13 protein-coding genes are annotated in these 17,824 nt (G+C 70.7%); 9 read left to right on the forward strand and 4 right to left on the reverse strand.

Going from position 1 to position 17,824, the window contains the following annotated elements; all coding sequences use genetic code 11:
- Positions 1-2: 2 nt before the first annotated feature.
- The 3 genes from ABIA35_RS42775 to ABIA35_RS42785 all read right to left on the reverse strand — a co-directional run bounded on the left by ABIA35_RS42775 (position 3) and on the right by ABIA35_RS42785 (position 2,821).
- The gene (locus ABIA35_RS42775; protein WP_370361818.1) at positions 3-599 is read right to left on the reverse strand and encodes an NADPH-dependent F420 reductase; all 597 of its coding nucleotides are present in this window, start codon (positions 597-599) and stop codon (positions 3-5) included.
- A 93-nt stretch (positions 600-692) separates the two neighbouring features.
- Complete coding sequence (locus ABIA35_RS42780) at positions 693-1,526, reverse strand: inositol monophosphatase (protein ID WP_370361819.1); 834 nt, start codon at positions 1,524-1,526, stop codon at positions 693-695.
- A gap of 134 nt (positions 1,527-1,660) precedes the next feature.
- Positions 1,661-2,821, reverse strand: a complete 1,161-nt coding sequence (locus ABIA35_RS42785; RefSeq protein WP_370361820.1) for an FAD-dependent monooxygenase — start codon at positions 2,819-2,821, stop codon at positions 1,661-1,663.
- A gap of 70 nt (positions 2,822-2,891) precedes the next feature.
- Between ABIA35_RS42785 and ABIA35_RS42790 the strand changes: the two genes are divergently transcribed.
- The 9 genes from ABIA35_RS42790 to ABIA35_RS42830 all read left to right on the forward strand — a co-directional run bounded on the left by ABIA35_RS42790 (position 2,892) and on the right by ABIA35_RS42830 (position 17,335).
- Entirely contained in the window at positions 2,892-3,725 is an 834-nt protein-coding gene (locus ABIA35_RS42790; protein WP_370361821.1) for a helix-turn-helix transcriptional regulator, read from the forward strand.
- A gap of 179 nt (positions 3,726-3,904) precedes the next feature.
- Complete coding sequence (locus ABIA35_RS42795) at positions 3,905-4,351, forward strand: hypothetical protein (RefSeq protein ID WP_370361822.1); 447 nt, start codon at positions 3,905-3,907, stop codon at positions 4,349-4,351.
- Positions 4,352-4,370: 19 nt separating this feature from the next.
- Positions 4,371-6,401 (forward strand): Hsp70 family protein, encoded by a 2,031-nt coding sequence (locus ABIA35_RS42800; RefSeq protein WP_370361823.1) that lies wholly within the window; start codon positions 4,371-4,373, stop codon positions 6,399-6,401.
- Positions 6,382-7,917 carry a hypothetical protein gene (locus ABIA35_RS42805; RefSeq protein ID WP_370361824.1) on the forward strand — a complete coding sequence of 512 codons (1,536 nt, stop codon included), beginning with the start codon at positions 6,382-6,384 and terminating at the stop codon, positions 7,915-7,917. The genes ABIA35_RS42800 and ABIA35_RS42805 overlap by 20 nt, the downstream gene beginning before the upstream one ends.
- Positions 7,914-9,497 carry a hypothetical protein gene (locus ABIA35_RS42810; protein WP_370361825.1) on the forward strand — a complete coding sequence of 528 codons (1,584 nt, stop codon included), beginning with the start codon at positions 7,914-7,916 and terminating at the stop codon, positions 9,495-9,497. Before ABIA35_RS42805 ends, ABIA35_RS42810 begins: the two co-directional genes overlap by 4 nt.
- Positions 9,478-9,885 carry a hypothetical protein gene (locus tag ABIA35_RS42815; protein ID WP_370361826.1) on the forward strand — a complete coding sequence of 136 codons (408 nt, stop codon included), beginning with the start codon at positions 9,478-9,480 and terminating at the stop codon, positions 9,883-9,885. The genes ABIA35_RS42810 and ABIA35_RS42815 overlap by 20 nt, the downstream gene beginning before the upstream one ends.
- Positions 9,886-9,942: 57 nt before the next feature.
- Positions 9,943-11,847: a hypothetical protein gene (locus tag ABIA35_RS42820; RefSeq protein ID WP_370361827.1), complete on the forward strand. Its 1,905-nt coding sequence runs from the start codon at positions 9,943-9,945 to the stop codon at positions 11,845-11,847.
- On the forward strand, positions 11,844-13,601 hold the full coding sequence (locus ABIA35_RS42825; protein WP_370361828.1) for a TIR domain-containing protein: 1,758 nt from the start codon (positions 11,844-11,846) through the stop codon (positions 13,599-13,601). Before ABIA35_RS42820 ends, ABIA35_RS42825 begins: the two co-directional genes overlap by 4 nt.
- 74 nt (positions 13,602-13,675) lie before the next feature.
- Positions 13,676-17,335: a tetratricopeptide repeat protein gene (locus ABIA35_RS42830; protein ID WP_370361829.1), complete on the forward strand. Its 3,660-nt coding sequence runs from the start codon at positions 13,676-13,678 to the stop codon at positions 17,333-17,335.
- Positions 17,336-17,357: 22 nt separating this feature from the next.
- Here the strand turns inward: ABIA35_RS42830 and ABIA35_RS42835 are convergent, their stop codons facing one another.
- Positions 17,358-17,639, reverse strand: coding sequence for a cytochrome P450 (locus ABIA35_RS42835; protein ID WP_370361830.1), 282 nt, complete (start codon positions 17,637-17,639; stop codon positions 17,358-17,360).
- Positions 17,640-17,824: the final 185 nt, after the last annotated feature.

Consider the following 17,824-nt stretch of genomic DNA (forward strand, 5'->3'; position numbering starts at 1 on the left):
CGTCAGCGGGCGATCGAGATCGCGAATGGCGCGAATCCATTGGCGCGGATCACGTGCGGGACGAACAGGATCGCGGCCTCGGTGGCGCGGGCGGTTCGGATCCCGCCGAGATCGGTGATCCACTCCTCGTGCCAACCGAGATCGACGAGCAGCTCGCGGACGGTCTGCTTGGCCTGCGCGTCCTGGCCGGACAGGAAGGCGGTCGGCGGCTGGGTCAGCGCGGCCGGCGCGGTCATCACTGTGTAGAGCATCGTGTTGAGCGTCTTGACGACGTGTGTGTCGGGGAGCGCTTCCTGCAACTGCTCCGCGAGGCTGGAGCCGGGGTAGAGCAGGTCGGCGGGCAGTCCGTCCGGTCCGTCGACGGTGGCGTTGGAGACATCGACGAGGATCTTGCCGCGCAGGTCCTCGCGCAGGGCGGCGAGCCGCTCCAGCGCGCCGGCGCCCGGCGTGGCGTTGACGACGATCCGCGCTGCCCGGGAGGCCTCGGCGGCGGATCCCGGTGAGCGGTCCGCGACGGTCACCTCATGCCCAGCCTGGGTGAGGGCCGCGGCGAGGCCGCCGCCGACGCGGCCGTTTCCGAGAACTGCGATGGTGGTCATGGTCATCTGGTCCTTCTGTGCTGGTGGTTCTGTGCTGTGGTTCAGTGCTGGTGGTTCTGCGCTGTGGGCTTCTTGCGCGTGGCCATCGAGGCGTCAGCGCGAGAGCGTGGCGACGGCATCGGCGTGCACGCCGGGCGCGGCGGCCAGGAAGCCCTCGCTCTGCGGCGTCCACGGCCGGCCCTCGGCGTCGGAGACCCGTCCGCCGGCCTCGGTGACGAGCAGTGCCCCGGGCAGCAGGTCCGCGCGGGCGCCGGCGAACTGCCAGAACGCGTCGATCCGGCCGGCGGCCACGTTCAGCAGGTGCAGGGTCGCGGGCACCGAGGTCCGCACCACGAGCGCGTCCTGGAGCATCGCGGTGATCGAGGACCCGACGCGCCGCACGACCTGCTCGTCCTCGTCCGGCCGCGCCTGGCTCGTGGCCACCAGGCTCAGGCCGAGGCCGGCGGTCTCGGACACGCGCAGCGGCCGGCCGTCGAGGTGGGCGCCGGCGCCCGCGAGCGCGGTGTAGGTCTGGCCGGTCAGCGGCAGGTGGACCGCGGTGAGCACCGCCTGGTTCTCGCGCACCAAGGTGGCGGTCACCGCCCATTCCGGCAGGCCGTGCAGGTGGTTGATGTTCCCTTCGGCGGGATCGACCACCCACCACTCGCCGGGCGGCAGGGCCCCGCCGGCAAGCTCGTCCTCCACCCAGCGGGCATCCGGGCGCAGCGTCCCGAGGCGGGGGCGCAGGACCTCCAGGGCCGCGTCGTCGTTGGCAGCCAGGGCGAGCATCAGTTCTTCGCGGGTCTGGTAGCGGACCACGGCGCCGAAGCGCTCGCGCAGTGCCGAACCCGCCTCTTGCACGGCGATCGCGGTCTGCGCGAGCAGGTCGGCGTCGGACGCGGTCGCGGCGGTCGTGGCTATATCAGGGTTCTTAGTTGTTTCGGACATGGCGGTACTCTCATCCGAGCAGGGGTGATGAAGTCGGACCGGGCGAGGAGGCTGAGTCTCCTGCGCCCGCATCTCGAAGGTATGCGTACCCTTTGTTAACTACAAGTGCATGTGAAGCACGTCTGGCATGACTGTCATGCAATGGTGTAGTCGGGCAGGTCCGGGCCGGGCACCGCCTTGCCGCCGAAGCGCATCGCCAGCGCGCGCCCGGTCGCGCTGCCCAACAGGAGATTGCGCAGGCGCAGCGCGGCCCGGCCGGTCGGGGCCAGCAGCCGTGCCGGTTGGCCTTCGCCCTGGCACCGTTGTGCGTAGGGGCGCACGATCCGCTCGTACTCGGCGAAGGCCCGCTCGTGGTCGCCGGTCTTGGCCAACTCGCCGGCCAGTACGTACGCGGACACCACCGCCAAGCCGGTCCCGAGCCCGCTCAGTGTCGCGCCGCAGGCGGCGTCGCCGAGCAGCACGATCCGTCCCGCTGACCAGCTGGGTACCTGCACTCGGGCCACCGCGTCGAAGTAGACCTCGGTCGCCGCCGGGAAGGCGGCCAGCAGCTCCGGCACCAGCCAGCGCTGGCCGGCGTACACCTGTTGCAGCACCTGGTGCCGGTCATCGCGCGGTACTACGGCTTCGGGGGTGGCGAACAGGGCGTAGGCGTCGGCCTGGGTCGGGACGCGGGCGTCGCCGGACAGGCCGGCCAGCGTGCCGGGCCGGTTGTGGAAGATGAGCTCGCCGCGCACGTCCCACTGGTTCGGCAGGCTCCAGCCCGCGACCTGGTAGCCGAGGTAGCTCACGCAGGCGTCTTCGGGGGCGAAGGCGAGCCGGCGCACCGTCGAGTGCATGCCGTCGGCGCCGATCACCAGGTCGAACCGCCGGGCCGGCGCGTCCCGGAACGAGACCAGCACCCCGTCGGTGGTCTGCTCCAGGGCGGTGACCGTGTCGCCGAACACGTACTCGACCTGGTCGCCGCCGCGCTCCTGCAACGCCCGGGACACCTCGGCGCGGGGCACCTCCAGGTCACCGCCGGTGAACTCGGCGGGCAGCTGGAAGATCGTGCGCCCTTTGCCGTTGACGAACCGGCTCGGCCGCCCGCCGGTGGCCCGCGACCGCAGCTCCGTCAGCAGGTCCATGCGTTCCAACACGGTCAGGTGGGTCGGTCCGCTGAAGTCGACCGCGTACCCGCCCTCGCGCGGCGCCGGAGCGATCTCCACCACGGTGACCTCGAAGCCGTACCGCGCCAGCCAATAGGCCACCGCCGGCCCGGCGACGCTCGCCCCGGACACCAAAATCCTTGCACTCATGTCGGGAAGTCTGGACAGGGCCCGACGGCCTAACCACTGACTGATGATCAGAGGTAGATATCCTCGGCACGTGGCAACGAGATGGCAGATCGACCGCCCGGCACTCGGCGCGTTCCTGCGCCGGCGCCGGGAGGCCCTTTCGCCCGAAGGCATGGCCCCGCCGTCCACGACGCGGCGGCGCACGCCGGGCATGCGCCGCGAGGAAGTCGCCGACCTGGCCGGCATGTCGGTCAACTACTACGAGCGGTTGGAACGGGCCACCGGGCCGCAGCCCTCCGACGCCGTGCTCGACGCCATCGCCCGCACCCTGCGCCTGTCCGACGATGAGATCGCGCACCTCTATGCGCTCGCCGGGCACGGGGCACCCCGCCGTGCCCCGGCGGCGCACACGGTCGATCCGGGCCTGCGCATCGCCCTGGATGCCCTGGCACCCGACACCGCCGGACTGGTCCTCGGCCGCACCGGCGAGGTGCTGGCCACGAATGTACTCGGCGCGGCGATCTTCGGCGGCATGAGCGCAGGCAACATCGTCGAGCGCTGGTTCACCGATCGGGCCTGGCGTGACTCGCTGAGCCCACCCGACGACCAGGAGCCGACCAGCCGCGCCTACGTGGCGGACCTGCGCGCATCCCTCGGCGGCGACGGCGACCCGGCGGCCGAGGCGTTCATCCGCCGGATGCGAACGGCCAGCGCACAGTTCAGCGACCTCTGGGACCAGCACGAGGTGGCCGTCATCCGGGCCGGGACGAAGGTGCTGCTGCATCCCCGCGGCCGACTCGACCTGGAGTGCGCCGTGCTGCCCGGGCAGGAGCCGGGCCAGCGGCTCACGCTGTTCCGTGCGGCCGCGCACACCCCCACGGCCGCGCGGCTTCCGCTGATCGCCGCCTCCTGCGGCCCGGCATAGAAATAGCACAAGCAGTCCAGTCGTAGTGAGGACGGGTCCTGACAGGACCCTCATACGCTTGTGTCCCGACGCCGGGGAGGTGTCGTGGTGAATCGAGATTCTTCGTGCATGGTGCCATGATCCGTTCGGCGCCGCCGACACTCTGTCCGTCAATACACGGTGATGGAAGGGAAACCGTGATGCACTCAAACACTCGGACGAGCGCCGCGCTGTTCGCGCTGCCGCTCGTCGTGCCCAGATCCACGGAGTACGCCGAGTTGGGGGTCGCGCCGGCTGCGACGGCTGAGGAGATCAGGGCCGCGAGCGCGCGGCGGGATGTGCGGATGCGCGCCAGGGGTGCGGCGGCTGAGGAGATCGCCGCTGCTCATGCGGTGAATCTGGAGAATGCCAAGGCTCGCGCCGAGTACGACGCGTGCCATCCGCCGCTCGCGCTGCTTCGGCTGGAGCCGACGTGGTCTGCGCTGTTCGATGAGCGGGTGGCGGGGCTGGCCGTGCTGCGGCGGGAGATCGAGGCGTTTCTGTTCGCCGCCGGGGAGAGCGTGTTCCTGCCCACTGACCTGGATCGCACCGATTTTCGCGGCGATTTCACCCACCACCGGATTCTCGACGATGCCGTTGTCGAGTGATTCTTCTAAGGACCCTGCCATGAACACAGAACTTCACAGAGTCATCGGTATCGACCTCGGCACCACCTATTCCGCCGTCGCCGCCTATGACAAGGACGACTACAGCTCGGAGATCCTCGCCGATCCCGAGCGGGAGGGCTCTGCCGCGGTCGCCATGCCCTCTGTCGTGCGCCTGGACGCCGACGCCGGCGTGCTCGCCATCGGCCACGACGCCAAGGACGCCATTGCCGGCCCGGGCGGGCCGTCGGTCGACACCATCGTGGAGATCAAGCGGGAGATGGGGGTGTCGTTCACCGAGGAGTTGCTGGAGCAGTACGGGGCGGTCGGTGTCTTCAAGAAGGAGGATCCGGTTCGGGCCCGGCTCGGCGGCGGGTGGCTGCGTCCGCAGGAGATCAGTGCCCTGGTGTTGATGAAGATCAAGCGGATCGCCGAGCAGACGCTGGGCGGGGAGATCCACGACGCCGTGGTGACGGTGCCGGCGTACTTCAAGGAAGGGCAGAAGCGGGCCACCGAGGAGGCGGCGCTGCTGGCCGGCCTCTACCCGCGGCAGCTCATTCCGGAGCCCACAGCCGCCGCCATCGCCTACGGCGTGGACCGCGCCGACACCGACAAGCAGGTCTATCTGGTGTTCGACCTCGGCGGGGGCACGTTCGACGTGTCGATCATCGAGACCCGGGACGCCGAGATCGAGGTCATCGCCACGGCAGGGGACCAGCGGCTCGGCGGCGGCGACTTCGACGACCGGATTGCCGACTGGATCCTGCGCGCCTGTGGTGAGGACCTGCCGGCCGGGTTCGACCGGCTGCGCGTCAAGGCCGCGGCGGAGGCTGCCAAGCGTGAGCTGTCCCTGCGCGCCACGACCAGCATCGACCTCGGTGAGGACCTGCCCGTGCTGGAGCTGGACCGTGCGACCTTCGAGGACGAGATCAAGCCGATCCTGGACCGCTCGCTGCACCAGGTCGGCCAGGCGTTGCAAGAGGCCCAGAAGAAGGGCGTGAACCGCGCGGACATCAACGCGGTGTTGCTGGTCGGGGGTTCGACCCGGATCCCGAGGATCAAGCAGATGCTGCTGGACTACTTCGAGCAGGACGCGGGGTTCGTGCGCGCCGACGCCAATCCCGACACCCTGGTCGCGCGGGGCGCGGCCATCCAGGCGAATCGGTTCGCGCCCTCAGAGTCCTTCGACATCAAGACCTCGTCCAGCGCGGGGCTCTCGACGGAGGACCAGGACTACGCCATCACGCTGATCACCGAACACACCCTCGGCGTCGGCGTCGAGGGCGGCGGCTTCGACCCGTTGATCGAGCGCGGTACGAAGATCCCGGCCCGCAAGACGAAGTCCTACACGAACGGCGAGAACGTGGAGAACATCGCCGCCACCATCTACCAGGGCGAGAGCGAATACGTCTACGAGAACACGCTGATCGGCACCATACACCTGGACGGCATCGAGCCCAGGCCCAGGAACCACCACACCTTCGACATCACCTTCATGCTCGACGTCAACGGGTTGCTCGCGGTCCAGGTGATCCACGCCAACACCGGCCAGGAGTACCAGGCGACCTTCGACCAGAGCACGTCCATCGGCCAGGTCGACGAGCTGGAACAGAGCCGCCTGGCGCTGCTGAAGCTCTTCGCCGAGGGGCCGTCGGCCGCCACTCCGGCACAGGCACAGGCGCAGGCACCGGCAGCCGCCGCCCCGCCGGAATTCGCCGTTCCAGCACCGGTGGCCTGGGCCCCGGACCCGGACTCGGGACCGGCATCCTCGGCACCGGCGTCCACGGCACCGACATCCCCGGCACCGACATCCTCAGCCGCGTCGGATTCGGCACCGGTCTTCGGACCCGAGCCGGACCTGTCCGACGTCCCCGTGGAGTTCCTCCGCACCGTGCAGCAGGTGGTGCTCTCGGTGCAGGACGGCCGGGGCACCGACGTCCTCAGCCAGGCCCTGGCCGACTTCCTGGCAGCCGTGGCCGCCGGCGCGGACACCGCCAGCCTGAACCGGCTCGCCGATCGACTCGAGGACGCAGATGACTCCGATCCTCGATGAGCGCAAACAGCGCATCGCCAAGGATTTGGACGCCGAATATGCCGGGGTCGGCTGGTGGGGTCTGCTGTACCGGGCCCCCGCGCGCCGTCGCTGGTACCGCTTGATCCCGGCCTCGGATCTGGACGCGGTACAGCGGGAGGCCCTGGCCCAGTGGCAGAGCCGGCCGCGCCGGCCCGACCTGGTGCCCGTGCTGTCCTCCGACGACGTGATGGAGCTGGACGGGCAGTGGTTCCAGGTCGTGTCCTACGAGAGCGCGGCCGGGCGCAGCCTCGCCGATGCCATCGCCGAGGACCCGGTGGCCGAGCGCGTGTCGCGGGTGGCCGCCGCGCTGCGCGCGCTGTCCAGCTGGCGTGAGGCCATCAGCCCCGGCCTGACCGCGCTGCCCGGCGAGGTGGTGCTCGACCGGCGGGAGCCGCTGTTGCTGCCGCTGCCGGACTGGGGGCCGCCGTCGCTGAAGGAGGTCTTCGCCGAGCCCGAACGGCTGGCCTACCTGACGCCTGAGGCAGCTCGCGGCGTCGCCGATGTCCGCACCCCGGGCCTGCACGCGCTCGCGGTGGCAGCCCGAAGTTGTTTCCAGACGCTGCCGGTCGGTGCGGCCCCGGCCCTGATGCATCGCACCGCGTGCGGGTCTGCCTTCGCCGATCAGGGCTGGAACGACCGGCTGCCCACCTGGATGCGGCAGGTGGAGCAGGTCCAGGCGGTCCGGGAGCGCGTGAGTGTGCTCACCGGCCGGCTGCCCGAGGCGGTGGCGGACGGCGCCGACCCGGCGGCGCTGGCCGCGGCCTTGGACGCGGCGTGGCAGGCGATGGATCCGATGGCGGCGGTGCGGTCCCTGCTGGACGCGGGCGAGCCGCGCCAAGCTGTGGCGCTGGCTCACGCCGCGCTTGTCGACCGGCCCAGTTACCAGCTGCTGCTGCTGGCTGCGAAGATCGCCCGCCGCGACCTGCGCGAGCCGTTCGCCGCGCTGTCGTTGCTCGAACGCGCGGTTCAGGCCGCACCGAGCCGGTCCGAGGCGGCCGGCGAGCAGCTCTCGATCATCAGCGAGCTGTTTCCCGAGGGCATGGACCTGTTGGTCGCGCTGTTCAAGCCGGCCTTCGCCGCGCGCCTGGACACGACCGCCCGGGCGGCGTTCGACAGCCTCTCGCACGAGCAGCAGCGCGACAGATCCCACGAGATGGCGCGCTGCCTGATCGGCCAGGGCCATCTGGAGGAGGCCAACGACTTCGTCCACCGCTGGCTGCACGAGGCCGACAGGCTGATGTGGTGGCAGTTCGACCTGATGCTCGACTACGTCGAAACCTTCTTGCTGCTCGCGCGGAGAAAGAGGCGTGACTCGCCTGAGGCGGACACCCTCCTGCACAGCGCCGAACAGATACGGGACCAGACCCGGACAGGTCTGCGCTGGGTCAGGCAGAACCAGAGCATGCCGCCGGAGCGAATCCATCAATACGGCATGCGGCTGGCGGAGCTCGACCGGAGGCTGCTGGCCGCGCGGAACCGGAGGGACGGCTCGTGACGATCATTCTGGCGGTGGTCCCGCTCCTGATCCTGCTCCTCGGGGCCGCGGCGGCGGCCGGGTACTTCCTGGTCGAGGTGCCGCGCCGCTGGGGCGCGCCCTACGAACAGGCTCTGGTCCTGCTCGCCGGCGACACCGACGAAGCGCTTCAGAAAGCCGAGCGGCTGCTGGCCGAGGCGGTCAACGCCGGACCGCGGGGTCAGGCGCTGTCCCGCATCCGTCTGGCCCGGATCTGCGTGCGGGCCAAACAGGGTGCGCGTGAGCGGGACCGCTACGCCGCCGCCGCGGCCATGCTCGAAGAGCACATCGACGCCGAGGGACGCACCCGGGACACCGCGTTCCTCGAGCTGTGGCTCCAGGCGCAGCTGGAGAACCACGAGCGAGTCGTCGAACTCCACGCGGACCACGCCGAACTGCTCGATGCCCATCCCGACAGCCGCCGCATCGCCGCCGTGTCCCACTTCCGGATGGCCGTCGACCACTGGCGGCAACGGGACGCCGACGGCGCCGTACGGCACTTCGACCACGTCCGCGGGCTCGGCGAACTGACCGAGCTGATTCCGCCGCAGCTGGGCGACCTTCAGCTGGCGCGCGGTATCCAGGACGTCTTCGACGGCCAGCTGGGCGACGCTCTCGACCACTTCACCGGCGCCCGCGACCGCGCCGCGGGGCAAGGGCTGCCGACGCTGGAAGCAGAGCTCGGACTGGTCGTCTGCGCCTGGGACCACGGTGATCCGCGCGAACTGGGCGACCGGCTCGGTGATCTGGCCGATCAGGTCCCTTGGCAGCCCGCCGGCGCCGAAGAAGACACTGCCGACAAAGACACGGCCGAGAAGGACCCGGCTGCCGGCCTGAGTTCGGGCATCGCCGTGCTCCGCCTGGTGGCGCTGCTGCGCGAATGGCTGGGCCGGGAGCCCTTGTCCGGGGCGCCGTCGCCGGTGGACTTCGTCGAGCTGGAACGGCGCGCGCAGGCCGGACGCGACGCCGATCCCACACTCGGCGCGCCGAACCTCGTCGAAGGGCTGATCCGCTACTACTTCGCACTGAGCCAGCCGGAGCGCGACCGGGCCCTGGAGGTGCTCGAACGCGACGATGCCGCGGCCAAGAACGTGTGGCCCCCGGAAGTCCTCGAACTCGTCCGCCGAGAGCGGGAACTCGGCGGCGACGGCGACGCGATGTCCCGCTACCTCGCCCTCATCGGCGAGTTCCTCGACGATCCCGGCCTGTCCGAGCAGGACCTGGCCGCCTTGCGGGCGCTGAAAGCGAGGTTCGTCCGCTTCGGCACGCCGCTGGAGTCCGCCGGCGCGCAGCCGCTGCAGCCGTCCGGGGCGGAGGACCAGCGGCACCGGGCCGAAGCGCTGCGCCGCCGGATCGAGCTGATCGTCTATCCGCGGGTCCGGGACCTGCCGGAGGACGCCCCAGCCCGCGCGCTGCTGCGCGACCTGCTCGCCAACCTCGACAAGGCCGCTCACACGGCCGCCGAGGGAGCCGGTGCGATGCAGAAGGCGGAGCTGGACCTCGTCATCACCACCGCGCAGACGCTGTTGCCCGAGGAGAGCGATGTCCCAGAACATGCCTGAGCCGCGGCCCGCGACCCGGCAGCCCGCCGTGCCCGAGCCCTCGCACATGTCCCGGCCCGCCGGAGAATTGGCCGAGCGACTGGCCCTTCTGGCCCGGCTGCTGATCCGGGTCGGCCGCTGGCTGGCCCGCCGCCTGCCGCAGGTCGACGTCACCGACCTGCTGTCCGGGCGGATGCCGGAGGTCGACCTCCCCGCCGTGATGGCCGCGCTGCCGAAGGTCGAGCACCGCGCGGTGGCCGACGACGACCGGCTGTTCGAGGAGGCCTCGATCGGCAAGGTGCTGCTGCTGATGCTGCGCGTGACCCAGGAGTCCGAATACCTGCTGTGCCGGCAGGTGGCCGAGCACGCGCTCGGCAGCGTTCCGGATCCGGGCGCGCTGCTCGGCTGATCCGCCGCCGTTCGCGGCGGCCCGAACACCCCGTCACCGAGTCCAGAAGGAGGCGCCATGACACCGAACGACCGTCCGGTCAGCGGCCTGCACAAACGTAACCCGGTCCAGAGCCTGCACAAGCCCGCCTTCGAGCTGACCGGCCTCGGGCTCGGGCGCGGAGCGGACACGTTCGACCACGACCGGATACTGGCGGATCTGGCTGCGAACACCGTCGAGCCCGACAGCCTTCCCGACGGCGGGCTCCTGGTCGCCCTGGCCGCGGACGCTCTCAGCAAGCCCTCGTCGCTGACGATCGGGACCGACGGCGAGGACCTGCTCGAGGACGCCCGCGCGGACATCGCCGCCGGCCACTTCGAGATCGCGCTGGCCCTGCTGGAGGAGTACCTGGGGCGGTTCGCCTCGCACCAGGAGGCCCGCTTCCTGCGCGCGTATTGCCTCGCGCACCTCGCGGACCCGCGTTACGAGGAGGCGCTGCGGATCCTGCGCCCGCTGCGGGACGAAGTGACGCCGAAGGATCTCGGGGAGCGGATCAGCACCCTGCGCCGGGAACTGCGCCGCCGGCTGGCACCGGCGGAGTACAAGGCCTACGCCGACACCGCCGCGCGCGACCCCCGGGGCGCGCTGGCCCGGGCCGCCGGCTTCCTCGAACTCGTTCCCGAGGACGGCAGCCTGTGCTATCTGCTGGCGGTGGGCCATGCCCGCCTCGGCGAGCTCGACCAGGCCCTTGACGTGGCCGAGAGCGGCGTCCTGGAGGCGGACGGCGAACGTCGGCGGATCGAGGAACTGGCCCGTCTGCTCCGGCTGACCCTCCTGCGGCCGATGGCCGAGCCGGCCGCCCGGGCGTTCAAGACCGGCAACCCGCAGCTTGCCCGCGCCCTGCTGGACGGGATCGAGCCGCGCTGGCGGGAGTCCGGCCCGATCCAGGACTTCGAGCGCTATCTGGTGCTGCTGATCGAGCGCGGGAACCCGCCGTCGCCACCGGCGCCGCTGCTGCCGGACGACCGTGCCGACGACCTCTACTCGCTGATCGCCGAAGACGATGTCTCGCGCGCGCTGGAGCTGATGGATCGCGGCAGCCTGGAGCGCGCCGAGCGGTTGCTGGCCGCCCTGATGGCGACGGTACCCAGGTTCAGGTGGCTGAACTTCGTCTACGCGATCTGCCTGTACGAACAGGGCCGCCGACCGGAGCAGGCGGAGGCCTGCGTCCGGGTCGCGATGAAGGATCCCACGATCACCCAGGCCCGCGATCTGCTGGAGGCCATCCACGGCTGGCAGGAGAGCATCGTCATCAACCCTGTGGTCGAGCAGTTCGTCGCGGTCGTGGACACGCTGAACGGCAAGGCTTCCGCGGCGCAGCTGCCCCGGATGCGCAGCCGGCTCGTTGCCGTCCAGGAGCAGATCCCGGCCCTGCGAAAGGCTGCTCGGACGGCGGACGGCAGGCAAGCCGTCGAGCGTCTGGGCACGGCGACCGCGAACTGGATCTCCGAACTGGACAAGGCCGAGGTGGTGCGGGAGTTCTTCGACGAATACGAGCGCATCATGACGCCGGTCGCCGATGGTCTGAAGACCGTCCAGGACGCCGATCAGCTCGCCGCCGCTCTGGACGCGCTCGATGGGAGGATCCGCGCGGCCCGCACCCGGACGGACCTCGCCCGCGGTGGCGACCAGGATCGGACGCACCCGCTGGACGAACTCGCCGACCAGGTCAGGGCGCGCCGCGCCGAAGCCGGCAGCGTGCACGCCGCCATTGAGGTCTCCGACCTCGTGCGGCGCTTCAACACACTGATGGCACCGCTCACCTCCGGGTCGCCGAACGCGCAGCTCTTCGAGGTGATGGCGGCCCTCGCCAAGCCGCTCGGCCAGGAGGCGGTCCGGTTGCGCGGCAGGCCCGGTCTGGATGCCCGGGGACGCCAGATGCTCGATCAAGTCATCGCCACGATCGAAAGGCTCTGGCCATGACCGTGAGCACCGAGGCCGCGCTCCAGCCGGCCGACTGCTGGGACGTGTTCATCAGCTATGCGCGCGAGGACTACAAGGAGGCCAAGGGCCTGCAGGACGCGCTCCTGAAGTACGTCAAGGAAGACGGCTCGCCGCCGCGCGTCTATCTGGACGTCTCCCGGACCGGCACGCGTGCCGGAGCGGACTGGCAGAGCTACCTGGAGGAGGCGCTGCGTCATTCCCGGTACATCGTCCCCCTGTATTCGTTGAAGTACTTTGAGAAGTCCGTCTGCGAATGGGAGCTGCACCAGGCCTACCGGCTCAGCGTCGTGCAGCCCGACACCGAACTCCTGCCGGTGCTCATCCATCCGGGGGCCGTTGAGAAGGTCCCCTTCGTCGTGCACGGGATCAACTGGATCGCCACGACCCAGCCGGACTGGATCGACGTGCTGCGCGAGGCCACCAAGCTCGGCACGGCGGCCGCCCGCCGGGTCCTGGGCGTGACGGGCGCGGCCCCCGAAGCGGTCGCGGGCCGGACCCTGGAGCCGGTGCGCATCAGCGTGTCGCTGCCCGACGGCTCGCCCCAGGTGGCGGCCGGGATCTCCGTCACGCTGTCGGCGGAGCCCGACACCGCCGGCCTGACCGGCACCCTGACCGTCGAGGCCGACCGGGGCGAAGCCGTCTTCGACGGCCTCGTGCTGCACACGGCGACCGAGCAGGTCCGGCTCGTCGCGACCGCCCCCGGCTGCGAGCGCGCGGTGAGCGCGTCCTTCCCGGTCCGCTCCGTCGAGGTGCGACCGCCGGTCGGAGCGCAGGGCTCAGGAACGCTGGCGGCCCGCGGACGCCCGGTCTTCTTCCCCGACGGCCGTGCCCTGGCCGTCCTGGACGGAACCACCCTCACCGTCTACACCGACCGCTACGAGAAAGCGGGTTCCGCCGAGCTCAAAGGCCAGCCGCGGCTGTGGGCGCGGGGGCGGCGCCTGCTGGCCGTCGCCGACTGGTCCGGCCGGGTTCTGCTGGCCGCCCCGGACGGCCGGATCCGCACCTGGGACGTCCCGGCGCACGACGCCGCGCGCTACAGCGTGCCGGGCGCTCTCGCCTTCGACGGGGACGTGCTGCACGTGGGCACCTGGGCCGGCGAGGTGTGGTCGGTGCCGCTCGGCAGCGAGGCGCCGCAGACGGTGCTCAAGCATCCGTCCGGTGTCCAGGTGCTCATCGCCGACCGGGGCCGCTTCCTGGTCGGCGGCCTGGACGGCACCCTCGTGCGCGTCATGGACGGCCGGGTCTTGGCCGAGCACCAGTTGGAGCCGGTGCTGCTGGGGGCCGCGCTGGTGAACGATTTCGGGCTGATCGTCGGCGAACAGCTCGTCTACCGGCTGGATCTGGCCAAGGACCAGCTGTTGCGGGTCAAGCAGCCGGTGACCGGAATCGCCGGAGTCCTGCCGGGATCGGAGCTGACGGCCATCGTCGACGCCGAGGGGCGGTTCGTGTGCTTCGACGCCGAGTTGGCGGTTCGGGTGGGCTTCCGCACTGTTCCCGGCGCGCGTCCCGTGGACGTCGCCGAGGGCGGGCGGCTTCTGGTTCTGGAACACCCCGGCGGTTCGCACTCGCTGGTGCGGGAAGGCCGCGCCACCTCAGTGTCCAGACATCCGCTCGCCGTTTCCCCGGATGGGACCCGTGCGGCGGCGTCGGACGGGAACCGTTTGGTGGTCCTGCCGATCGACGAACTGACGGAAGGCGACGGCGTACCGGGGGAAGCGGGTGAGCGGCGATGAGACCGGCTACCGCAACCGGGCTGAGCCCTGGGGATTCCGGTTCCCTGGAGTCGCGGCCCGAGACGCTGTGGCGGTTGATCGACCCGCTGCATCAGCGTTTCACCGCGGGGAAGCCGATCCCCGCTGTCCCCGCCGAGGCGCTGGCGGAGGCGTACTTCCGGATCGGTGTGCATCCGGACACCGAGCCGCAGAAAGCGCTTGAACTGCTCGGTGACGCCCACAAGCTGAATCCGGCCAACCCGAAGCATCCGTACCACCTCGGGCTGCTCTATCTGCGGCGAGGACAACCCGGTGCGGCGATCGAGTGGCTGCAGGCAGCGGCTGCCCGATCGCCAGTGAACCACCGCGTCCGGGCTCATCTGAGCATCGCGTTCCGGGAGCTCGACGCGCAGCGCCTGGCCGACGCCGGGTACACCGGCGCGGACCGGGCCACGGGAGAGAAGATCGCCGGCGACGTCCGCGGCGGGGTGGACCACTTCGATCGCTCGGCTTATGGCGAAAAGCCCAAGCCAGCCGCCACCGGCACGGACCCGGAGTCCTTGACGACCGTCGCGCTGATCCGACCCGGCGTGTGCCGCTGGTCGGGCATCCACGATGTCGAGGCCGAGAGTCGGCTGCGCGGTCGGACCACGGAGCGGACTCGCGACGTGCTGGCCGCGGAATTGGAAACCGTCGTCGGCCTCGCCAGCCGCCGCTCGGGCGGCAGGGCCGCGTTCACGGTCCTGGCCGTACAGTGGATGGTCTGCGGCTATCCCGTCGCGACGATCCGCCGCCTGGCACAGCGGCTGCCACCCGACGACGGTCCTTCGGCCCGCTTGCTGGAGCTGGTGTGCGAGCTTTTCCAGACCGACCCCGCCGAGCTTCCCGGCCGGCTTGCCGAGTGCCTGGCCGAGGGCTCCCTGCCGGACGTGCTCGCGGCACTGATCCACCACCGGCGACTGCTGTGGCGCCCGCTTCGATTCCCAGACCTCGGCGCACACACCGCGGCCCGAGAGTTCACCGAAGGCGAACCGGACCGGCATGTCAAAGCCTTGGAGGCGGCCCGGCGGGAGCTGGATGCCGAAGCGCGCGCGCCGATGGCGGACGTGCCGGACGGCTCGGCCGCGGCGCTGGCGGAAACGACTGATCCCGATTCCCGGCTCGCCGCTTTCGAGAGGGTGGCCAGCGAGCTCACGACGTTGCGAGGCAATCTCAAGGGCCAGATCGGCGCCTTGGCCAAAGCCACGAAGAACCCTGACTTCGACTATGCCGCAGTGGCGGGGGACAGGCGCCTCCTGGAGGATCTGGCCGATGGTCTGGAGCAGGCGCGTACCGCGTGGCTCGCGGATCTGCAGCAGTTCCAGGAGGCCGAGCTGTCCGGCCTGGCCGGGCTCGTCGTGGACTTCGCCGGGTATCAGCGGCGGCTTCAGGATTGCGAGTCGGTGCTCCAGGAGTCGTTCCGCAGCACGGTCGCCCCTTTGAAGAAACAGGTCGACAAGCGGCTGAAGCAGCTGGAGTCCGAACATGCCGGCATCGAGCCTGCGGCAACTCCTGAGGCCACCGACCTCGCTGCCCGCTGCGCCGCGCTGGATCTGCCCCGCCTGGCGGCGACGTCGGCTGTCGATCCGACCGAGTCTTCCGGGCCGGAGCAGGAGCGCGAGCGGGAGCAGGCGCACCAGGCCGGCGGTGCCGGACCCGAGCCGCTCGGGGCACCAGCGGTCCGAGCCACTGCGCGTGAACAGGTCACGGCGGCTCTGGCCGCGGCCGAGCAGGCGCTCGATGCCAACTTCGACCGGGCGTGGCAGACCCTTGAGCCGTATCCACCCGTGCTGTGGAACCGTGACGCGCTGGTCCTGCTTCGCGGCCATCTGCGCGGCCGGCAGGCCGAAGCCGAGTTGCGGCTCGGCCGCTCCTCCGCGGCCCGGCGGCGCTGGAACTCGATGCTCGCCGACGATCCACTGCACCCTGGCGTGCTGCACAACCTCGCGGTGGCGCACACGTCCGCCGGTGATCCCGTCGAGGCCGCGGAGGCCTGGGGCCGGTACCTCGAAGCGATCTATCTGCGAGACCTGCTGCACGGCCAGATCCGCCGAGGTGCCGCGGCCCGGGAGTCCGTGCACCGGATCTTCGCGGCGTCCTTCGGGACCGCTCCGCTGTGTGTCGGGCCGAAGCAGGATGACGACGATGCGGACTTCTCGCGGCAGATCCCGCTGTTGCTCAGCAGCCGCGCGAAGGTGCGGCTCGTTACGGAGCACATGCGGCTGGAGGAACTCAACCACATCGTCTCGCACCGCAGCCCGATCTTGCTGCTGGGCATCGGCCGCTCCGACGGCGACGGCGCGTCGACAGCCCGGGAGCGTCGCGTCTTTGCGCTGCGGAAGGTGTTGCCCTTGCTGCCGGTGCGGGTGCGGGACGCCATGGAGAAGGAATGCCTCCGTCTGCTCGACGCCGCGAGCACCGAGGCCTCGGAGGCGAAGGGGCGCGTCCGCCGGTCCGGGGACCAGGCCGAGGAAGACGCGCACGCGAAGTGGGTGAGTGGCCGCATCGGGTGGAAGCGAGGGATCCGCAACGCGGTCCTGGACGGCGACTGGCCGCTGAGCGACTATTCCGGCGCGGTCGTCGCCAACCTGGCGCTCATCGACGCGGTGTCGCTGGACGCGAAGGATCCGCTGCTGCGCGACTGCGTCCAGCAATCCTTCCCCGGCAATGACCCCGACGAGATGATCCAGCTGCTCGACGGCATCTCCGGCGAGGCGGCCCGCTTCGCGCTCAAACAGATCCTGGCCGCCGGCGAGGCGGCAGCGTATTCGTCCGAAGCCGACGCGCAGCGCTTCGCCGAGCAGTTCCGGCGCATCGGCCGCTCGTGGGGACGCAACGCGGTGCCCGAGCAGTGGTCGGGATTCCTCGACGACCTGGTCCAGTTGTACGGCGCGAGAACAGAGTCGGCGTTGAAGATCCTGCAGAAGCGGGACGACTCCACCGACGACGCCGACCGCGAGATCCTGACGGCGGCGGTGCCGGTCCTGGAGAGCTGGGTGGAGCGGCTGCCCGGCGCCACCGGTCCGGCGCGCGCCCTGGCGACGGTGCTCGGGCGCCTCAAGCGTTATGACGACGCGCTTAAGGTACTGGCCCATGCCGATGCAGAGGCGTTCAGCGCTGCGGGCCGGGAGAGGGTGCTGCGCGAACGCATCCAGCTCGACATCCTGCGCGGCCAGTTTCAGACGGCAGTCGACACGCTGTGCTCGCTTCTCGAGAAGAATCCGGACGACGAGCAACTTCGGGTATTGCTGACCAACGCGTTCGACCGGTGGATCAGCTCCGGGAACGCGGTCCCGGAGCCGAAAGCGATCACCGCGGCGTTCTCGCGCTGGACGGACGAGGAGACGGTTGGCAACCGCCGGATATTGGCGTTGAACGCGGCGTTCGCACTGCACCGTGCGAATTCGGCGAACTCCAGCGTGGAATCGCTTGTCGCGGTATTGCAGGAGATGGTCCTCCACGATCCCGATCACCTGATGGCGCACTACCACCTCTGCGAGGCCCTGGTCAGCCAGGCCTGGGAGTATCGCGACCGGATGAGGCAGGAGGCGGGAACAGGGCGCGCAGCGCTGCGGGCGATGCTGGATCTCGTGCTCGCGGACTGCGGCCGTCGTGCATCGGCGCTGAGGCCGCGTCTTGAGGGGGAGGAGTACGCCAAGCACCGTCAGCAACTCGACAAGATTCTCGAGGAGGTCGGTTTCCCGGTGGGTGAATGAGCTCGTCGGGCACGGTCAGCGGTCACCGTCGCGGGTGGGGGATGGCCTCCAGAAGTGCCGGCCCCACAACGATCATGGAGGACAGCCGGGCCGGTTCCTGGTCAGGGTGCGCGAGGGCGAGGTCGGGGAGGTGCTCGAACAGGGTCGACAGGGCGATCTCCGTCTCCAAGCGGGCCAGATGGGCGCCGAGGCAGAAGTGGGGTCCGTAGCCGAAGGCCAGGTGTTCCTTGGTTTCGCGGGGCGGCGGTGGTGTGGGCAGGTGGGCGGCTCTACTGCGGCAGTCAAGAGCAAGAGCGACAGTCAAGGGCAAGAGCTTGAAGAGCGCCTCCGGCGGCGCCTGCGCGGCGAGCGGCCTCGCTCCGGGGAGTGGGGGTCGCGCTGGCTGCCGGCGGACGTTGCTTGTGGTCGCCTCTGTCCCGGATTCCCCGTCGCATCGTCGCCTTACGGAAGCAGACCGGTCCGGTGGTATCAAGTCGGATCGCCCAGCTG

It is taken from the genome of Catenulispora sp. MAP12-49 (assembly GCF_041262705.1).
Lineage (GTDB): Bacteria > Actinomycetota > Actinomycetes > Streptomycetales > Catenulisporaceae > Catenulispora.

Bases quoted from the DNA above. Each gene is read 5' to 3' on its own strand.
- ABIA35_RS42775 (WP_370361818.1), bottom strand. From the start codon at position 599: ATGACCACCATCGCAGTTCTCGGAAACGGCCGCGTCGGCGGCGGCCTC.
- ABIA35_RS42780 (WP_370361819.1), bottom strand. From the start codon at position 1,526: ATGTCCGAAACAACTAAGAACCCTGATATAGCCACGACCGCCGCGACC.
- ABIA35_RS42785 (WP_370361820.1), bottom strand. From the start codon at position 2,821: ATGAGTGCAAGGATTTTGGTGTCCGGGGCGAGCGTCGCCGGGCCGGCG.
- ABIA35_RS42795 (WP_370361822.1), top strand. From the start codon at position 3,905: ATGCACTCAAACACTCGGACGAGCGCCGCGCTGTTCGCGCTGCCGCTC.
- ABIA35_RS42800 (WP_370361823.1), top strand. From the start codon at position 4,371: ATGAACACAGAACTTCACAGAGTCATCGGTATCGACCTCGGCACCACC.
- ABIA35_RS42805 (WP_370361824.1), top strand. From the start codon at position 6,382: ATGACTCCGATCCTCGATGAGCGCAAACAGCGCATCGCCAAGGATTTG.
- ABIA35_RS42815 (WP_370361826.1), top strand. From the start codon at position 9,478: ATGTCCCAGAACATGCCTGAGCCGCGGCCCGCGACCCGGCAGCCCGCC.
- ABIA35_RS42820 (WP_370361827.1), top strand. From the start codon at position 9,943: ATGACACCGAACGACCGTCCGGTCAGCGGCCTGCACAAACGTAACCCG.
- ABIA35_RS42825 (WP_370361828.1), top strand. From the start codon at position 11,844: ATGACCGTGAGCACCGAGGCCGCGCTCCAGCCGGCCGACTGCTGGGAC.